Here is a 16,969-nt window from a genome sequence, read left to right as displayed (position 1 = left end):
CTGATGCGTGCCCCCGTACGTGGGAGGGACGCCCACCCCCTGATGGGCGCCCCCCGATCGTGGGAAGGTCTAGTTGAACTTGACCTTCAGACCCGTGCCCTTCTCCTGCAGGACACGGACCTTGACGCCGGCAGCCGGCAGCTTCACACCGTGGTTGGGCAGCTCGGCGAACCAGTACTTCTTGGTGTCGTCGAACACCGGCTTGGCATCCTGACCGCGGATGTAGCTCGGCTTGCCGTTGGTGTGCAGCGTCATCGAGTCAGCCTTGTGCAGCGAGAACGGTGCGTCGTACATCTGCACGCGTGAACGCCACGGCGCACCCGTCACGATGTTCGTGATGGGGGTCGGGTTGGCATCGATGATCAGGTTGCGGCCCGTGCCGGGGTGCACGTTGGTGTTGTTGTCCTGCTGGGAGGTGTCCCAGTAGGAGACCAGCAGGCCGTGGCCGTACTTGTAGTGCTCGACGAAGTCGGGCTTGGTGTTGGTGAACCCGAAGTTGTACGGCCCCGTCTGCAGGTACTTGTCGTACGAGACGTACGACCGGTGACCGGCGATGTAGTAGTTGTCGAACAGCTCCGTCGAGGTCGCACCGGCGATGGAGAACCCGTCGAAGGTCCAGGCGGCTCCGCCGTCCTCCGCACCGTCAGCCAGCAACGTCTCGGCACCGGCCTTGATCGCCACGTCGTCCACGAACAGACCGGCCTCGGCGACTCCGCCGTCGGTCTTGTAGTAGAAGCGCAGCTTGATCTTCTGGCCGTCATAGGCGCCGAGCGGGACCTTGAGGTCCGCCCAGGTGGCCTGTTCACCGTCGATCGCCGGCGAGCCCGACGCGTCGTCGGGGATGGCCGTGCCACCGATGGTGCCGTCGAGCGACGTCCACGTCTTGCCGGCGTCGGTCGACGCCTGGACGTAGGCGTAGTCGTAGCCGGCCTCGATCGAGTAGCGCACCTTGGCGGTGAGCTCTCCCCCGGTCTTGCCGGTCAGGTCGACGTCCGTCGTCTGCGAGCTGGCCAGGTCGTCACCGGATCCGGAGAAGAACTGCTTCGTGCCCGAGGCAGGCGCACCGTTGTCCTTGGTCACTTCCTTGTCGGGGAGCACCACGACCGCAGCCTGGGCCTTCTTGGAGTTGTACTCCTGCGGGCCGAGGTCGAGCGTCTTCTTCTGCTTCGTGGCGATCGCCTCGTAGTCGAGCCAGCCGAGCTGCAGCTTGTTCCACGCGCCGAGGTCGCCGGGACGGGTGCCCAGGGCCTCGCCCTTGCCGTTGAGGCGGGACTGCGCCATCAGCGTCCAGTACTCGCTGTTGTTGTCTCCGCCGCCGCTGGTGTCGTAGTCGTCGGGCAGGCCGAGGTCGTGTCCGTACTCGTGGACGAAGACCGACAGGCCACCGTTCTCGGGCTGGGCGGTGTAGTCGCCGACCCAGATGCCGGTGTTGCCGACCTGGGTGCCGCCAAGCGGGTTCTGCGCGGGGCCGGTCAGACCGGCGTCGGTGCCGAACGCGTACCAGCGGTGCGACCAGATCGCGTCCTCACCCTGCTGCGGATCACCGTCGGCCTCGTCACCGCCGGCGTGGACGATCTGGAAGTGATCGATGTAGCCGTCGGGCTCGTTGAAGTCGCCGTCGCCGTCGAAGTCGTAGCGGTCGTACTTGTCGTACGACGCGATCGTCTCCTTGATCTGGGCGTCGGTCTTGCCGGCGGCCTTCTGGTCGGCGACCCAGGCGGTCAGCGAGTCCTGAATGAGGTTCCAGACCGTGCGGTAGGACTCGTCGCGGCCGTAGCGCGCCTCGTTGTAGGGGACCTTGACCCAGTCCTGGACCTGGCCGTCGACGGTGTAGCGACCCGACGACTGCGTCTCGTAGTAGGTCTTGACGGACTCCTGGCCCTTGCCGGTGCCGAAGTAGAGGTCCTGGTAGTGCTGGCGGTCGTAGTCGGCCTGCCAGATGGTCGAGTTGTCCTTGGCGCGGTCGGGCTCGGGGATCTTGTTGCGCAGCGGACCCTCGAAGGTCGTCGGACCGGGGACCGACGGGTCGGTGTCCTGGTCGGGGAAGTCGGGGTGACGCTCGTTGCCGAACTCCGCGAGGATCACGAAGATCTTGTCGGCGCGCTCCTGCTCGAGCTCGACGTACTGATCCTTCTTCTTCTTGCCCTTGATCGCCTTGAGCTGCTTCGCGGTCGCCTTCTTGTTGGCGAGCGCTGCAGCATCGGCGGGGCTGTAGCCCTTGCCGACCTTGACCACGGTGCTGCCAGAGCGCTGCTGGGCCTTGGCGTCACCGTCGAGGACCGAGGTGATGCCCGCCTCGCGCAGCGCGCGACGCTTCGACTCGAGCGGGTTGGGCAGGTCGTCCTTGCCGACCTTGGCCGGCTTGTCACTGGCATTGACCGGCGGTGCTGGTGCTGCAGTGCCCGGTGAGGCGTACGCCAGACCGAGCGAGGCTGCGAGTGTGAGGCCGACGAGGCCTGAAGTCACACGCTTCACTGTTCCCCCTTGGTGGATCCTTCGAATGACGTTGGGGCGATCGCCCCACCGCGTTTTGGGCGCACCCTCGTGAGGTGCGCCCGACGCAACCCGGCCAACTTATGGAACATTCAGGAAGAACGGCAGTCTTGACTTTGGTCCGGAAGGACTATACGGACCTAGTTCTTTGTGACTAGTGGCGTGACCCCGGCACCCTCTACGCTCGTCCCATGACTGCCTCTCGGAACCGCGCCCTGCGGGTCGTGGCGATCGCCGCGCTCCTGCTCCTCGTCTCGATCACGCCGGCCTCGGCCGTGTCGTCCTCGACCTACGAGACCCAGGTCATCGACCGCACCAACACCTATCGCGTCGCCCACGACAAGGTGAAGGTCAAGGCGCACTCGTGCGTCGACCGCTGGGCCGAGGGCCAGGCGAGGTGGATGGCGGCGCGCGGCACGCTCGAGCACCGCAAGGGACGCATGGAGAAGATCCTCAAGGACTGCAACCTGACGGGCGTCTCGGAGAACATCGCCATGGGCTTCTCCTCGGGCAACAAGACCGTGAACGCCTGGATGGACTCGTCCGGTCATCGCCGCAACATCCTTGCCACGAAGATGCGCTACGTCGGTGTCGGAGCCGTCAAGGACAGCGACGGCGTGTGGTGGGTCGCCCAGGTGTTCGGCACCCGCAAGTAGCTCAGGAGTTCATCCAGATTTAGCATTTCGCGCCAGAAAGCCTTTCCCAAACGCCCGATCCGTGCCCTAGGCTTGAATCAGTTGCACGACGTTGGGCCGTACGAATGAATGGGTTTGCCTCTCGGGGTGTCTAGTTCTTCTCGAAGGTTGGATGTACGTCGCGACAGCCACTCGCGAAAGGCGTGGGTGGCATCTCGCCAAGAGGAGTTGGACATGGCAACAGGAACCGTGAAGTGGTTCAACGCGGACAAGGGCTTCGGCTTCATTGCTCCGGACGACGGCAGCGAGGACGTGTTCGCGCACTTCTCCGCCATCCAGTCGAGCGGCTACCGCTCGCTGAACGAGAACCAGAAGGTCGAGTTCGACGTCGAGCAGGGCCAGAAGGGCCTGCAGGCCGCGAACATCCGTCCTCTCTGATCATCGGAGACCGGATCAGCAGCTGCTGACTTCGTGAGAAACCCCCGGAGCAGTGCTCCGGGGGTTTCTTCATGCCTGCTGCGGGCTAGAGGTGTCCGCCCTCGTCCCACGCGTGGCGGGCGAACTCGACGCCCGGCGTGGACGCCAGGTAGCTGACGTCACTGACCGGGTGCGGGCTCGCCGGGGCGAGGCGGTGGGCCGGGAAGAGACGCGAGGCCTCGGCCAGCTGGGTGGAGTCGATGGCAAACGATGACTCGTCCATGACGGCTCTCCTTCGATAGGCGGCGATGACATGAGGTTATCCTCATGTTTTGCCCACCGACAGCCCTACCCGCAGGTAGTTTTCAGACCGTCACGCGGAAGATCCGGTCGTCGCCCTTGGCAGGGTCGCCTCGACCGTCGGTGTTGGACGTGGTGACCCACAGCGCCCCGTCGGGCGCCACGGCGACGCTGCGGATGCGGCCGTGGTCGCCGCCGAAGTGGGCGACGGGCTTGCCGGCGCTCTCGCCGCTGAGCGGCACGGCGAACAGGCACTCACCCTGGAGCGCGCCGACGTAGGCGGTCGACTTCGTGATGGCGACGCCGGCCGGTGAGCACTCGTCGGTGCCCCAGGTGACCTTGGGGTTGATGAAGTCGTCGTTGTCGCCCGTGCCCTCGACCGCGGGCCAGCCGTAGTTGCCGCCGCGCTCGATGAGGTTGAGCTCGTCGGCGCTCTTCTCGCCGAACTCCGCGGCCCACAGACGCCCCTCCTCGTCGAAGGCGAGGCCCTCGATGTTGCGGTGGCCGTAGGACCACGTGCGGTTGTCGAACGGGTTGCCGTCGACGGCCTTGCCGTCCTGACCGATGCGCAGCACCTTGCCCGCGAGGGAGTCACGGTCCTGGGCGAGAGCGCCGACACCGGAGTCGCCGGTCGACACGAACAGCGACCCGTCGTCGTCGAACAGCAGACGGCCACCATGGTGACGCGAGCCGATCGGTATGCCGGTGAGGACGGGCTTCGGTGCGCCGAGGGTGTCGCCGTCCAGGCTCATGCGGACGATCCGGTCGTCGGCTGCCGTGGTCACGTAGGCGAACACGACGCTCTCGTCGTCCGGTGGCACCGCGATGCCCAGCAGGCCCCCCTCACCGCCGGGCGAGCCGTTGGACCCGTCGACGGAGCCGAGCGTCGTGACGGTGCCGTCCGTGGCGATGCGGACGATGCTGCCGTCGTCGCGCTGGGAGACCAGGGCATCGCCGCTGGCGAGGAAGGCGATCCCCCATGGCACGTTGAGCCCGGTGGCGATCGTGGCCGCGATCGTGGGCGTCCCGGCGCGGGGTGAGGCGGACTGGGTCGGCTCGGGTGTGGACGGCGTCGCGCTCGTCGTGGGTGCAGGGTCGTCCCGGTCGCGGCTGCAGCCGAGCAGCGTCACGGCACCGACAGCGGCGAATCCGGTCAACAGCGTTCGACGTTCCATGCACCGATCATGCCCGCCGACGGCAAGCCCGGCTCGTCGTCGACCCGGCCGGACGAGGAAGGGCCCTCGGCGCCTGCCCGCCTCGTACCGGGCGACGCCGAGGGGCGCCTCGCACTCAACGCCCGTCGCTCGAGGCGACTGGGACTCCCTCCCTGCGATCAGTGCTCCTTGAGTGTGACGAGCAAAGTCGACTTACGGAACCTGAATCGCCCCTTCCGCCACAAGATGGGTCCAACGTCCTAGTCCGTTGGGATCAGACGGCACCCTTCACCGCTCCGGCTCAGGCCAGTGCGCTGCGCATCTGGGTCAGGCGGGCGCGGTACTCGGTCGCCGGCAGGTGGTCGACGTTGAGCGGAGAATCGAGCTCGGTGACGAGCCGCTGCTCGAGGTCGCGCAGGTCGCCGAAGTCGTCGCTCGCCCAGTACGAGACCGACAGGTGCTCGAGCATCCAGTCGGTGAGCCTGGGGTCCTCGACCGACGTCATGCGCAGGTGCTCGCTGAGCACGGTCGCCAGCGTCATCCGGAACGTCGACGCGCGGGAGCGGCCGTGGAGCTGGATGCGCTCGACGTGACCACGCAGCGTGAGGACCGGATCGGCCATCGAGTGCCAGCTCGAGCCGCCGACCTGGCCGACGAAGACGAGCCCTGCCCGCACGGGCAGCCGCAGGCACCTGTTGAGCTCGCGCGCGCCGGACTGGTCGACGAACCAGCCGTAGACACCGGGCGCCTCGGGCAGAGACGAGAGGTCGGTCGCCGGAACGGCGTGTCGCTCGTCGGCCAGGTGGGCGGCGATCGACGCACCCGCGTCGATCTCGACGACCTCGGCGAGCTCCTCCTCGTCCGGTGCGTCGTGGTCGGCTGCGTCGTGGTCGGGCATGGTCTCCTCGCGAATGTCGTACGGCTCGTGGCCGCCCTGGTCGTCGTCCTGCGCGTGCACCGACAGCCGCTCAGCGGCGAGCGACTCGGCCGCGCGCCGCTGGGCAGCGGCGTCCGGCCTGACGTACGCGGCCTGACGGGGTGCGATCGTGGCGCCCACGTCGCCCGATGCCACGACGGCGCCTGCCTCCTGCAGGTGGGCGAAGAGCGGCCCGACGAAGGCATTCGGCGCGTCGACCCGGACGAACATCCCCTCGAGGCAGCCCACCAACGACTGCAGCCGCGTCACGACCCAGCTCGCCCAGACGAGGCGGTACTCCGGCTCCATGTCGGCCAGCGTCCGTGAATCGGGCGACATCCACTCGTTGGGGGCGAGCAGACCGTGCTCGGCGGACAGGACGAACCACTCGCTGCCGGCGAGCTCGGCGTCGAGGCGGCTGAGCTGGAACGAGACCTCGCGAAAGACCTCCTTGGCGGGAGCCGGCACGTTGACCCGCTCCCCCACGCTGCCCAGCAGGATCACGTCGGGGATGTGCTGCTCCTGCTCGTGCTCGTCCGCCTGGTCGGACTCACCTGACGCCGCAGGCTCGGGGTCCTCGTCCGGCTCGGACGACGGCTCCGACCGCTGCGCCTCGGCGGTCGACTCCTGGCCCGCCGGATGGTCGGCGGCGGGAGTCGCCGCCTCCCGGCCGACGACGGGCTCGTGCGCCGGGCCCTCGTGCAGCGTCTGGCGGTGCGCGCCGTTGCCGGACATCTTGATCCTGCTGGCCGAGGGCTGCGGTCCGTCGGGGTCCTCGCCGCGCTCGTCGATCGGGATCGGCTCGTACTCGCCGCGGGCGACCCGGCGAAAGACCGGAGACCGCTGCGCGAACTGGACGTGCTTGGCGCGCCCACCCTCGGTCAGGCCGATCAGGTGGGCCCGGATCGTCGCCTCGTTGACGTCCGGATAGTGGTCGGCGAACCAGTTGCGCACGTCTTCGTAACGAAAGACCTCATGCATCGCATCGGCGCACTGATGCATGATCTGCCACACCGGTCTGTCGTACTTCACGACCCAGCTCCCGTTCCGAGACTCCCTGCGCGACGGGTCCAGGACGGCCCGCGCGCACTGCTTCTACACGGAGAGAGTCTGTCCGTGTGTCGGTATGACGAGGTTTCTCCCACTGAAATCGACACTCTTCGCCGGCGCGCGTCCGTGCGGACTCACGCGGGAATTACCGCCGGTGCTGGGCCGTTGAGAGGGATGTACGGAGTCATCCCACGAGAGGCAATCATGAGCACCGTCACCCTGACCAAGGACACGATCGACGACACGCTGGGCGCCGAGGGCATCACGCTCGTCGACTGGTGGGCGTCGTGGTGCGGCCCGTGCCGCCAGTTCGCCCCCGTCTTCGAGGCAGCCAGCGAGACCCACCAGGACGTCGTCTTCGGCAAGATCGACACCGAGGACCAGCAGGAGCTCGCCGCGGCCGCGCAGATCACGTCCATCCCCACGCTGATGGCGTTCCGCGACGGCGTGCTGGTGTTCTCCCAGCCCGGCGCCCTGCCGGCTGCCGGACTCGAGCAGGTCATCCAGGCCGTGCGCGACCTCGACATGGACGACGTCCGCCGCAAGGTCGCCGAGGCGGAGGCAGCCGAGGCTGCCCAGTCCTGAGGCGAGCCGTCCTGAGCTGAGCGGCCGTCCTGGAGCGGGCGGAGCCTGACGAGTCTGGATACCGTGGCGACATGATCTTCATCGTCGTCAAGTTCCGCACCAAGCCCGAGTGGACCGATCGCTGGCTCGAGCACGTCCGCCCGTTCACCGAGGCGACACGGGCCGAGCCCGGCAACCGCTGGTTCGACTGGTCCCGCAGCGTCGACGACCCCGACGAGTTCGTCCTCGTCGAGGCATTCGACGACGACGCCGCCGAGGCGCACGTGACCAGCGCGCACTTCCAGGAGGCCATGGCGACCATGCCGCAGGCGCTCCAGCAGACTCCCCTGATCGTCAGCCAGACCGTCGACCAGGACGGCTGGGGCGAGATGGGCGAGCTGTCGGTCTCCTAGAGCTGGTCGGCGTACGTCGAGGCGGTCTGCGCGATCTTCTCGGCGTACGCCCTGTTCTGGTTGTAGGTCAGGACGGCCCGCGACCAGCCCTGCGACGTGCTGAGGTCTCCCCCGGCGTCGCAGAGATAACGACCCGCCGCCAGCGCGGCGTCGTCGATGTCGTGCGGATCGGGCTCTCCACCGTCGGCGGACTCGCCCCACCGCTCCCACGTGGTGGGGATGAACTGCATGGGGCCGACCGCGCGGTCCCACGTCGTGTCGCCGTCGAGCGATCCGCCGTCGGTGTCGCGGATCGCCCGGTTGCCTCCGGTGCCGTCGAGCGCGACGCCGATGATCCGGGGAGACGCCACTCCCGAGTCGTCCAGACGCGCTCCGCCGAAGGCGCCGTGACTGCTCTCGGACGAGCCGATGCCGGCCAGCGTGTTCCACGCCAGCCCGCACCCGGGGACGGACTCCCGGAGCCGCTCGGCCGCGTCGACATAGGCCGTGAGGGCCCGTGCCGGGATGCCGGTGTCACGGCTGGCGCGAGCCACCTCGTCGTCGCCCGGGCTGGCCGCCGCCGTCGGACGCTCCACCACAGGCAGCCGAGACGACCGCTCGGTGTCGGGGCGCAGCACCACCAGCAGGAGGGCGGCCGCGGCGAGACCGGAGACGACGAGCAGGAGGGTGGAGCGATTCACCCGTCCAGTGTCCGGGCCAGACCCAAGTCGGTGGCCGATGCGCCCGCGTCCCAGCTGTTCTCGATGAGCAGCTCCGACAGCGGCCGCACCCTCGCCCAGCCCTCCTCCTCGAGCATCGGATGGGCGTAGAAGGCGTCGACCGGTCCCAGGCACAGCACCGCGATCGGCTCGCTGCCGTCGGGCATGCCGAGCAGGTCGGCCAGGTCGGGCGGGTCGAACAGCGAGACCCACCCCATACCGAAGCCCTCGGCGCGCGCGGCCAGCCAGAGGTTCTGGATCGCGCACGACGCCGACGCCAGATCCATCTGCGGCATCGTGCGTCGTCCGAAGACGTGCCGCTCGCGGCCGTCGGTCAGGGCGACGACCAGCAGCTCCGCACAGGTCAGCACCCCCTCGACCTTGAGCCGCATGAACTCGTCCGACCGCTCCCCCAGCGCCTCGGCGGTCCTGACCCGCTCGTCCTCGACCAGGGCGTGGATCGCGGAGCGGAGGCCGACGTCGGTCACGCGGATGAACCGCCACGGCTGCATGAGCCCGACGCTGGGCGCGCAGTTGGCCGCCTCGAGCATCCGCGCCAGCGCCGCCTCGGGCACCGAGCCGCCGCTGAAGTGCCGCATGTCGCGTCGCTCGGCGATGGCGCGGTAGACGGCTGCCCGCTCGTCGTCGTCGAAGGCGTGGTCGTTCACCCCGACACCCTCGCACGTCGGCCCGCCGGCGCCGCTGTGAGGTTTCACATCGCCGAAACACCGCGCCGCTACGCTCTGCTCGTCGCGAGAGTTCAACAGACAGCCGGCCCAACTCCTTGGACCTGACAGCGGACACCTCCTCACGACACGCACCGCCCACCGCACCCGTTCAAGGAGAAGACATGACGTTCAGCGTTCCCACCGTCGACATCAGCGCCTACGTGCAGGGCGGCAGCCCGCGCGACCGGGGCGAGGTCGCCGCCCAGGTCGACCGCGCCTGCCGAGAGGTCGGATTCATCCAGGTCGTCGGGCACGGCGTGCCGGACGAGGTCGTCGCCGGCCTCGGCGAGGCCATGGACGGCTTCTTCGGCTGCACCATGGACGAGAAGACCTCCTACGTGCGCCCTCCCGGCGAGAACCGCGGCTACTCGGCGCCGAAGTCGGAGTCGCTCTCGCTGAGCCTGGGTGTCGAGTCGGCGGGCCGGATGGCCGACTTCTTCGAGGCCTTCAACGTCGGGCGCACGATCCACGACCACCCCGGTGTCACGATGCCGGAGCACTACGCCGACAACACCTGGCCCGAGCTGACCGGGTTCGAGAGCCGGGTCGAGACCTATCTCGACGAGGCCGAACGGGTCGCCGAGACGATGGTCGGCATCTTCGCCGACGCCCTGGGACTGCCGGCCGGCTACTTCGACGCCTTCACCGACCACTCGATCAACGTGCTCCGGATGAACAACTACGCGCTTCCGGCGGGCACGGACGTGACCCTCGACGGCGAGCTCACCGGCATGGGCGAGCACACCGACTTCGGCATCGTGACGATCCTGTGGGCCGACCAGGTCCGCGGCCTGCAGGTGCTGGGCGACGACGGCGGCTGGCACGACGTCTCACCAGCCGAGGGCGCGCTGCTCGTCAACATCGGCGACCTGATGGCACGCTGGACCAACGAGCAGTGGATGTCGACCCTGCACCGGGTCAAGCCGCCGATCGTCGACGGCACGATCCAGCGGCGGCGCTCCGCGGCGTTCTTCCACGACGGCAACGCCGATGCGGTCATCACGACCCTGCCGTCGTGCGTCGACGCCGAGCACCCTGACCTGTATGCGCCGGTGACCGTCGCCGAGCACGTCGCGGCGAAGCTCGCCGGGTCGCGCGCCGGCCGCATCAACACCGATGCGGTGCGCGAGGCCGAACGGGTGCTGCAGTCGCAGCGCTAGGCGCAGTCGTCGGGGGCGCGGGCGCCTCCCGCCCTCAGATCTCGAGGTCCGTCGACTCCCCGGGGTCGATCCAGCGGATCCGGTCGGCGTACGGAGACGCGGCCAGCCGAGCCTCGGCCGGCCCGCGTCCCTGGCTGAAGTGCGACCAGCCCTCGTAGTGGACGGGCACGACGGTCGTGGGGTCGACGAGCCCGAGCAGCTCGACGGCCTCGCGGGCGTCCATCGTGTAGCGCAGCCCCGCCGAGAGGTAGCGGAACTTCACCGCGCCGAGGTGCAGCAGCAGGGTGCCCACGTCGATCCGCTCGGCGACGTCGCGCAGGCCGGCGTACAGCACGGTGTCGCCGGTCATCCAGAGCTGTCCGTGGGCCTGACCGGCCCACTGCAGGGCGAAGCCGATGACAGGCCCCGTGATGGGCTCGCTGCCGACCGGGCCGTGGCGGCACGGCGTCGCCGTGACAGTGATGGTCTCCTTGCCCGGGGCCTGGAGCGTCCAGGTGTCCCACGCCGCGAGCCCGACAGCTCCACCACCGAGCTTCGCAGCGCCCTTGACGGTCGTCAGCACCGTGCCGAGGCGCGGCAGCAGCTCGACGCCGGCGGGATCGAGGTTGTCGCCGTGGTGGTGATGGCTGATCAGGACGGCGTCGATCGGTCCGAGATCGGCCGGGCTGATCGCCGGACCGGCCAGCTTGCGCGACGTCGTGCCCCAGCCGAAGAAGTAGCGACGTCCCGCAGGATCGAACGTCGGATCGGTGAGGATGCGCCAACCACCCACCTCGATGAGGGCCGTCGGGCCGCCGATGTGGGTGATGGTCGCGTCAGTCATGCCGAGACCGTAGTGCCCTCCACGCCACCGCGTCGACCATGACGGACGATCACGACGTGACGAATGACCTCATGCCGATCGAGCCCATGTCGATCGAGCTGTTGAAGAAGCTGATGTCCTCGCCGTCCTCGAGCAGGCTCAGCGCGGCGACCATGGGGCGGTAGTGGTCGTCGGTCGGCACCGCGATGCGGGCCTCCGCCCACGTGCCGTAGGGGTCGAGCAGCTTGCCGATCTGGCGGTCGCGCAGGGCGACGGCGGTGTCGGCGTCGAACTGCTGCGCCCAGTCCCACGCGGGAGCGCCGGGCTCCCACCGTGCACGACCGAGCGCGTGGACGATGTTGCCGCTGCCGATGAAGATCACGCCGCGGCGTCGCATCGCGCGCAGCCGGCCATAGAGCTCGTAGAGCTTCGGCAGCGGCATGGAGTAGTCGATGCTGATCTGCAGGACGGGCACGTCGGGGTGCGGCGCGAGGAACTTCAGGACGCTCCAGGTGCCGTGGTCGAGGCCCCACTGCTTGTCGAGCTCGGCCTCGTACTCGACGAGCTGCTTCGCGAGCAGCTTCGCGACGTCGGCATCACCGAACGTGTCGTACGTGACCTGGAAGAGCTCGTCGGGGAAGCCGCCGAAGTCGTAGATGATCGGGTTCTTGGGAGCGTCCGTGATGTGGGTGGCGCCCGGCGTGAGCCAGTGCGCGCTGATGACGACGATCGCCTGCGGCTCGGGCAGCTGCTTCCCGAGCGCGGTCCACTTGCGCGTGTAGGCGTTGTCGGAGATCGCGTGCATGGGGTTGCCGTGGCCGACGAACATCGCCGGCATCAGGTCGCTCGGCGTGAGCCGGTTGTCGAGATCGGAGATCGAGTACGTGGCCATGACAGTCCTTCGGGATTAGTTGATGCTTCAACTATACCCCATGGCGCACCGACTTCCTAGCGTCACGAGGAGCCCGGCTGCTGCGGGACCGCGAGGTGTCGGCGCAGGTGGTCGGCCAACCGGTTGACGACGCTGACCTGCATGCGGGCCTCGGCCGCTGACGTGGGCAGGCGCTCCGGCGTCAGCAGTCCCGGCAGGCAGCGCAGCACGCCGTCGATGCCGAGGAGCGTCCAGACCGCACCCTCGCGCAGGAACTCTCGCTCGGCCGCCAGCAGCACGGCGTCGTCGGGGTCGAGCCACGTGGTCATGTCGTCGACGTCGAGGAAGTCGTACGTCCGCAGGCGGACCCGGGCATAGCGTCGCACCGTCTCGGCCTTGCGGCCCTCGGCGAGGTCGTGGAAGAAGTCGTCGATCAGCGGCCAGCCCGGCTCGTCGAGGTCCATGGCTGCACTCAATCAGCAGGGTCGGACACTCCGGGCCGGCGCTGCTGACGCGCTACCGGTCGAGCGACGCGAGGACGCCCGCGGTGAAGCTGTCGAACGTGACCCGGTCGGGCGAGGACGGACGGGCGCCCAGGCGCACGGCGACGACGCCCTCGCTCGGGACCACCGCGACGTACTGGTTGCCGTAGCCGAACGCCCAGAACGCGTCGTCCGGCACGCTGGGCGCGAGCCGCCCCTCGTACGGAGCCTTGTCGGTCTGGAAGCCCGCCTGGCGCAGCACCTCGACGACCCGCCCCTCGGCATTGACCCACCAGAGCAGCCCGTACGCCGCGTTGAGGCGTGACGACGTGCTCGTCGCCTGCGCCACGTAGTCGGCCGAGATCAGCTGCTCGCCCTTCCACGTGCCGTCGGTGAGCATCAGGTGCCCGACCCGGGCCAGGTCGAGGCACGTCGACTCCACGCCCGAGAACGTCAGGGCGTTGCCAGCGGCGTCACGACCCCACTCCGTGTCGCGCATCCCGAGCGGCTCGAGCAGCCGCCGCTCGGCGTTGGCCACGACGTCGTCGGACTCGTCGAGGTCGTCGAGCACCGACTCGAGCGTCTGGACGGCGCTGTTGTCGTAGACCCACTCGTCGCCTGGGCGCTGCACCTGGGAGAGGCCGGTCGAGAAGGCCGTCTTGTCGGGCTCGCTGCGGATCATGCGGCTGTCGCTGACCTCGTCCCACCGGCGCCCGGACGTCATCGCGAGCAGGTCGCGGACGGTCACCGCCTCGGCCGGGCTCCCCCGCCACTCGTCGACCGACTCCGACGCGGTGTCGTCGAGGTCGAGGGAACCGTCGTCGGCATGCATGCCGACGAGCAGGGACGTCAGCGACTTCGTGATCGAGTAGACCTTCTAGCGGGCGTCGGGCGCCCCGCCGTTCCAGTAGGCGTCGTGGACGAGCCGCCCGTCCTTGACCACTGCCACGCACGTCGACCCGTCGGCGGCGAGCTCGGCGTCGAGCGCCTCCCAGTCACCCTGCTCGGCCCGGGCCCACTCACGTCCCGGATAGGTCGGGGTCGGCGCGGGCTCGGCGGTCGGGGTGGACGTCGTGGTGGTCGTCGCCGACGCTCGCGGCGAGGTGCCACGGCCGTCGGTCCCTGAGCACGCGGCGGCGAGCAGCACCACAGCGACAGCCGCCCCCGCTCCCCACCTCATGTGCCCACCCTCTCAGAACGGTGCGGATGGGTGCCGTCAGCGCGGCAGCCGGATGCGGATCGGCCCCTTGGCCGTGGACGGGTCCACGACCGCCCCTGCCTGGGTGATCTCGACCTCGCCACGGTCGACGAGTCGGCGAGCAGCACGGCGTACGGGCTCCATCAGCGGACGCCAGTCGTCAGGCGCCGCCTCGCGGGCGACGTCGGACGGACAGATCGTGGACGAGCGGGCTCGCGAGCCAAGCATCGTGAGGATCCGGCGCTCGAGGTCGACGTCCACGGCGCTGACACCCCGCTTGCGGCAGGCGGCGCTGCAGAAGCGGACCTGGTCCCAGTCGCGCTCCCACTTCTTGCGCCACTTGATCGCTCGACCGCAGGCGACACAGGTCTTGCTGGCAGGAGGCACCTGAACAGCCTCCCCCGTGGCGGGCACCAGCGCCAACCGTGACATGTCCCACCCCACCTCGCTGCCCGCTGCTTGGAGGCGTGGGCGACAATAAAGGGATGCCCACCGCGATGGATCTGCGCCTGTTGCTGCGCTATCCGGTCGAGTTCGTCGCGGCAGAGGATCCGGCCGACTCGCGGTTCGTCTTCCACGCCCCCGACGGCGACCAGAGCGCCACCGCCAACGAGGCCGTGGGCGCGCTCAGCCAGGGCATCCGGGTCATGGCGGCCGACAAGTCGGTGCGCGCCTGGGCGACCCCGGCGATCCTCGCGCTGCGCATCATGGCGCGCGGCGCGCTCGGCTCCCCCGACGCCGCCGAGCTCAACCAGCTGCAGAACTCGGGCGCCGCGATCGGCCCCAACGCCGGAGCCGGCCAGGCGTCGATCAACGCCTTCATGAAGGCCCTCGCGGTCGACGCGCCCGCCGCCGCCTCGACCCCGCAGCGCCAGCCGTACGTCTCGCCGCAGGCCGCCCCGCAACGGACGCGCGAGACGACGTTCTCGTGGTCGCTCATCGTGTCGTTCCTCGAGCGACCCACCCCTGACCAGGCGGCCGTCGTCCGGCTGCGGGTCCACCCCCGCTCCGGCTCGTTCGCGGCCTTCGACGCCGGCGACCTCTTCAACGGCTCGTCCCACCCCATGGCGCAGGACGCCAAGGAGCCGACGGCCGCGATGCTGCGCCGCCTCGAGCCGTGGTGGGCCTCGGCGGCGACCCTGCGCGACGCGCACGCCCGCGGCGCCGTCACCGTGAGCCCCGACGACCTGGCCCGTCTCGGAGACCGCAGCCTGGCGCCGACGCTCATGGCCAACCGCGTCGAGGTGCGGTGGCCGCCCGAGCTCGTCCGCGAGCTGTCGACGTCGGCGGTCGTCCAGCGTCGCGAGACGCCCGGATCCGACCGTCCCTCGGCGTTCACCCAGGGCCAGCTGTTCTCGTTCGACTGGCAGGTCGCCCTCGGCGCCGACATCCTCTCGGCGGCCGAGCTCGACCAGCTCGCGCAGTCGCAGAGCGGGCTGCTGCGGCTGCGCGACAAGTGGGTCTTCGTCGACAAGTCACGCCTCAACCGGGTGCTGGAGCAGCGCACCCGCGACATCTCCGCGCTCGACGCGCTGCGGGCCGCCGTCACCGGCCAGCTCGAGGTCGACGGCCACACGACCGAGGTCGACACCGTCGGGTGGCTCGAGGACGTCCGCAAGCGGCTCGCGGTGCAGGACCGCGACATCCAGCCCGGACGCCAGCCGTCCGACCTCGACGGTCACCTGCGCGACTACCAGCTGCAGGGCCTGCAGTGGATGACCCAGCTCGTCGACCTCGGGCTCGGCGGCATCCTCGCCGACGACATGGGCCTCGGCAAGACCGTCATGCTGATCGCGCTGCACCTGCAGCGGGCGGTCGAGTCGACCGCGCCGACCCTCGTCGTCTGCCCTGCCTCGGTGCTCGGCAACTGGGAGCGTGAGATCAAGCGATTCGCCCCCGGCGTGCCCGTCCACCGCTATCACGGGGCGCGTCGCAACCTCGTCGACGTCAAGGACGGGTTCCTCGTCACGACCTACGCCACGATGCGCGCCGACGCCGACCTGCTGGCCGAGCACGAGCCCGGCTGGGGCCTCGTCGTCGCCGACGAGGCGCAGAACATCAAGAACCCGCACGCCCGCACGGCGCGCGCGATCCGCGACATCCCCGCCGTCGCCCGCCTGGCCCTCACCGGCACGCCCGTCGAGAACAACCTCTCCGAGCTCTGGGCGATCCTCGACTGGACGACACCGGGCCTGCTCGGCACCTACGAGCAGTTCCGGCGCACCTGGTCGCGCGACATCGAGTCACGTCGCGACACCGAGAAGGCCACCGGCCTGTCTCAGCTCATCCGGCCGTTCGTGCTGCGCCGCCGCAAGTCCGACCCCGGCATCGCACCGGAGCTGCCGCCCAAGATCGAGACCGACCACAGCATCAACCTCACCCGCGAGCAGGTCGGCCTCTACGAGGCGGTCGTGCGCAGCACCATGGCGCAGATCGAGCAGGCGCAGGGCATCCAGCGCCGCGGTCTGGTGGTCAAGCTGCTCACGCAGCTCAAGCAGATCTGCAACCACCCCGCACAGTTCCTCCGTGAGCCCGAGGGCCGCCTGACCGGTCGCTCCGGCAAGCTCGGCGTCTTCGACGAGCTCGTCGAGGAGATCGTCGCCGAGGAGGGCGCGACACTCGTCTTCACGCAGTACGCCCAGATGGGCCGGCTGCTCACGCGGCACCTCGACGAGAAGAAGATCGGCAACCAGTTCCTGCACGGCGGCACCACGGTGCGCGGCCGCGAGAAGATGGTCCACGCCTTCCAGAGCGGTCAGCTGCCGGTGTTCGTGCTGTCGCTCAAGGCCGCCGGCGTCGGCCTCAACCTCACGCGCGCCGACCACGTCATCCACTACGACCGCTGGTGGAACCCCGCCGTCGAGGACCAGGCCACCGACCGCGCGCACCGCATCGGGCAGACCAAGAACGTCCAGGTCCACCGCCTCATCAGCGAGGGCACGATCGAGGAGTCGATCGCCGAGCTCATCCGGTCGAAGCGCTCGCTGGCCGACGCGGTCGTCAACGGCGGCGAGGGCGCCCTGACCGAGCTGTCCGACGCTGCGCTGGCCGACCTCGTCCGCCTCAAGCGCTAGCGCGGCACCTGTCC

Annotated in this window: 18 protein-coding genes; 6 read left to right on the top strand and 12 right to left on the bottom strand. The window is 69.5% G+C overall.

All coding sequences use genetic code 11. The annotated features are described in order from the left end of the window. Positions 1 to 69 precede the first annotated feature (69 nt). Entirely contained in the window at positions 70 to 2,466 is a 2,397-nt protein-coding gene (locus HQK15_RS11500) for an immune inhibitor A domain-containing protein (protein ID WP_367649145.1), read from the bottom strand. Positions 2,467 to 2,684: 218 nt separating this feature from the next. On the opposite strand from HQK15_RS11500, the gene HQK15_RS11495 reads away from it, so the two are divergent. After that, positions 2,685 to 3,149, top strand: coding sequence for a CAP domain-containing protein (locus HQK15_RS11495; RefSeq protein ID WP_173491594.1), 465 nt, complete (start codon positions 2,685 to 2,687; stop codon positions 3,147 to 3,149). Between the two features lie 213 nt (positions 3,150 to 3,362). Next, positions 3,363 to 3,566, top strand: a complete 204-nt coding sequence (cspE, locus tag HQK15_RS11490; RefSeq protein WP_056214575.1) for a transcription antiterminator/RNA stability regulator CspE — start codon at positions 3,363 to 3,365, stop codon at positions 3,564 to 3,566. Between the two features lie 85 nt (positions 3,567 to 3,651). Here the strand turns inward: cspE and HQK15_RS11485 are convergent, their stop codons facing one another. From HQK15_RS11485 to HQK15_RS11475, 3 genes are all read right to left on the bottom strand, one after another. Beyond that, positions 3,652 to 3,828, bottom strand: coding sequence for a hypothetical protein (locus HQK15_RS11485; protein WP_173491593.1), 177 nt, complete (start codon positions 3,826 to 3,828; stop codon positions 3,652 to 3,654). Between the two features lie 82 nt (positions 3,829 to 3,910). Continuing rightward, entirely contained in the window at positions 3,911 to 5,020 is a 1,110-nt protein-coding gene (locus HQK15_RS11480) for a PQQ-dependent sugar dehydrogenase (protein WP_173491592.1), read from the bottom strand. Positions 5,021 to 5,300: 280 nt separating this feature from the next. Further along, positions 5,301 to 6,947, bottom strand: coding sequence for a DUF7669 domain-containing protein (locus tag HQK15_RS11475; RefSeq protein ID WP_173491591.1), 1,647 nt, complete (start codon positions 6,945 to 6,947; stop codon positions 5,301 to 5,303). Between the two features lie 222 nt (positions 6,948 to 7,169). Between HQK15_RS11475 and trxA the strand changes: the two genes are divergently transcribed. Continuing rightward, the gene (gene trxA / locus HQK15_RS11470) at positions 7,170 to 7,550 is read left to right on the top strand and encodes a thioredoxin (RefSeq protein WP_173491590.1); all 381 of its coding nucleotides are present in this window, start codon (positions 7,170 to 7,172) and stop codon (positions 7,548 to 7,550) included. Positions 7,551 to 7,621: 71 nt separating this feature from the next. Then, entirely contained in the window at positions 7,622 to 7,942 is a 321-nt protein-coding gene (locus HQK15_RS11465) for a putative quinol monooxygenase (protein WP_173491589.1), read from the top strand. On the opposite strand, the gene HQK15_RS11460 is transcribed toward HQK15_RS11465, so the two are convergent. Both HQK15_RS11460 and bluB read right to left on the bottom strand, forming a co-directional pair. Beyond that, positions 7,939 to 8,622, bottom strand: coding sequence for a lysozyme family protein (locus HQK15_RS11460; protein ID WP_173491588.1), 684 nt, complete (start codon positions 8,620 to 8,622; stop codon positions 7,939 to 7,941). The two genes, HQK15_RS11465 and HQK15_RS11460, sit on opposite strands and share 4 nt — an antisense overlap. Continuing rightward, entirely contained in the window at positions 8,619 to 9,308 is a 690-nt protein-coding gene (gene bluB, locus HQK15_RS11455; RefSeq protein WP_173491587.1) for a 5,6-dimethylbenzimidazole synthase, read from the bottom strand. The genes HQK15_RS11460 and bluB overlap by 4 nt, the downstream gene beginning before the upstream one ends. Before the next feature lie 182 nt (positions 9,309 to 9,490). Here bluB and HQK15_RS11450 point away from each other — a divergent pair, with 182 nt between their 5' ends. Beyond that, positions 9,491 to 10,528: an isopenicillin N synthase family dioxygenase gene (locus HQK15_RS11450; RefSeq protein WP_173491586.1), complete on the top strand. Its 1,038-nt coding sequence runs from the start codon at positions 9,491 to 9,493 to the stop codon at positions 10,526 to 10,528. A gap of 34 nt (positions 10,529 to 10,562) precedes the next feature. On the opposite strand, the gene HQK15_RS11445 is transcribed toward HQK15_RS11450, so the two are convergent. The 6 genes from HQK15_RS11445 to HQK15_RS11420 form a co-directional block, all read right to left on the bottom strand. Then, complete coding sequence (locus HQK15_RS11445) at positions 10,563 to 11,351, bottom strand: MBL fold metallo-hydrolase (RefSeq protein ID WP_173491585.1); 789 nt, start codon at positions 11,349 to 11,351, stop codon at positions 10,563 to 10,565. A 49-nt stretch (positions 11,352 to 11,400) separates the two neighbouring features. Continuing rightward, the gene (locus tag HQK15_RS11440; RefSeq protein ID WP_173491584.1) at positions 11,401 to 12,222 is read right to left on the bottom strand and encodes a dioxygenase family protein; all 822 of its coding nucleotides are present in this window, start codon (positions 12,220 to 12,222) and stop codon (positions 11,401 to 11,403) included. A gap of 62 nt (positions 12,223 to 12,284) precedes the next feature. Next, positions 12,285 to 12,665, bottom strand: a complete 381-nt coding sequence (locus HQK15_RS11435; RefSeq protein WP_173491583.1) for a hypothetical protein — start codon at positions 12,663 to 12,665, stop codon at positions 12,285 to 12,287. 52 nt (positions 12,666 to 12,717) lie between these two features. Beyond that, positions 12,718 to 13,548, bottom strand: a complete 831-nt coding sequence (locus HQK15_RS11430; protein ID WP_367649155.1) for a serine hydrolase domain-containing protein — start codon at positions 13,546 to 13,548, stop codon at positions 12,718 to 12,720. A 12-nt stretch (positions 13,549 to 13,560) separates the two neighbouring features. Continuing rightward, positions 13,561 to 13,863: a hypothetical protein gene (locus HQK15_RS11425; RefSeq protein WP_173491582.1), complete on the bottom strand. Its 303-nt coding sequence runs from the start codon at positions 13,861 to 13,863 to the stop codon at positions 13,561 to 13,563. A 36-nt stretch (positions 13,864 to 13,899) separates the two neighbouring features. Then, the gene (locus HQK15_RS11420) at positions 13,900 to 14,268 is read right to left on the bottom strand and encodes a DUF3253 domain-containing protein (protein WP_217361598.1); all 369 of its coding nucleotides are present in this window, start codon (positions 14,266 to 14,268) and stop codon (positions 13,900 to 13,902) included. A 98-nt stretch (positions 14,269 to 14,366) separates the two neighbouring features. Between HQK15_RS11420 and HQK15_RS11415 the strand changes: the two genes are divergently transcribed. After that, the gene (locus tag HQK15_RS11415) at positions 14,367 to 16,955 is read left to right on the top strand and encodes a DEAD/DEAH box helicase (RefSeq protein WP_173491580.1); all 2,589 of its coding nucleotides are present in this window, start codon (positions 14,367 to 14,369) and stop codon (positions 16,953 to 16,955) included. Positions 16,956 to 16,969: the final 14 nt, after the last annotated feature.

It is taken from the genome of Aeromicrobium stalagmiti, from assembly GCF_013283745.1.
GTDB classification, from domain to species: Bacteria; Actinomycetota; Actinomycetes; order Propionibacteriales; family Nocardioidaceae; genus Aeromicrobium; species Aeromicrobium stalagmiti.
The sequence above is the reverse complement of the archived record's forward strand: the minus strand, read 5'-3'. Positions and strand labels throughout refer to the sequence as shown.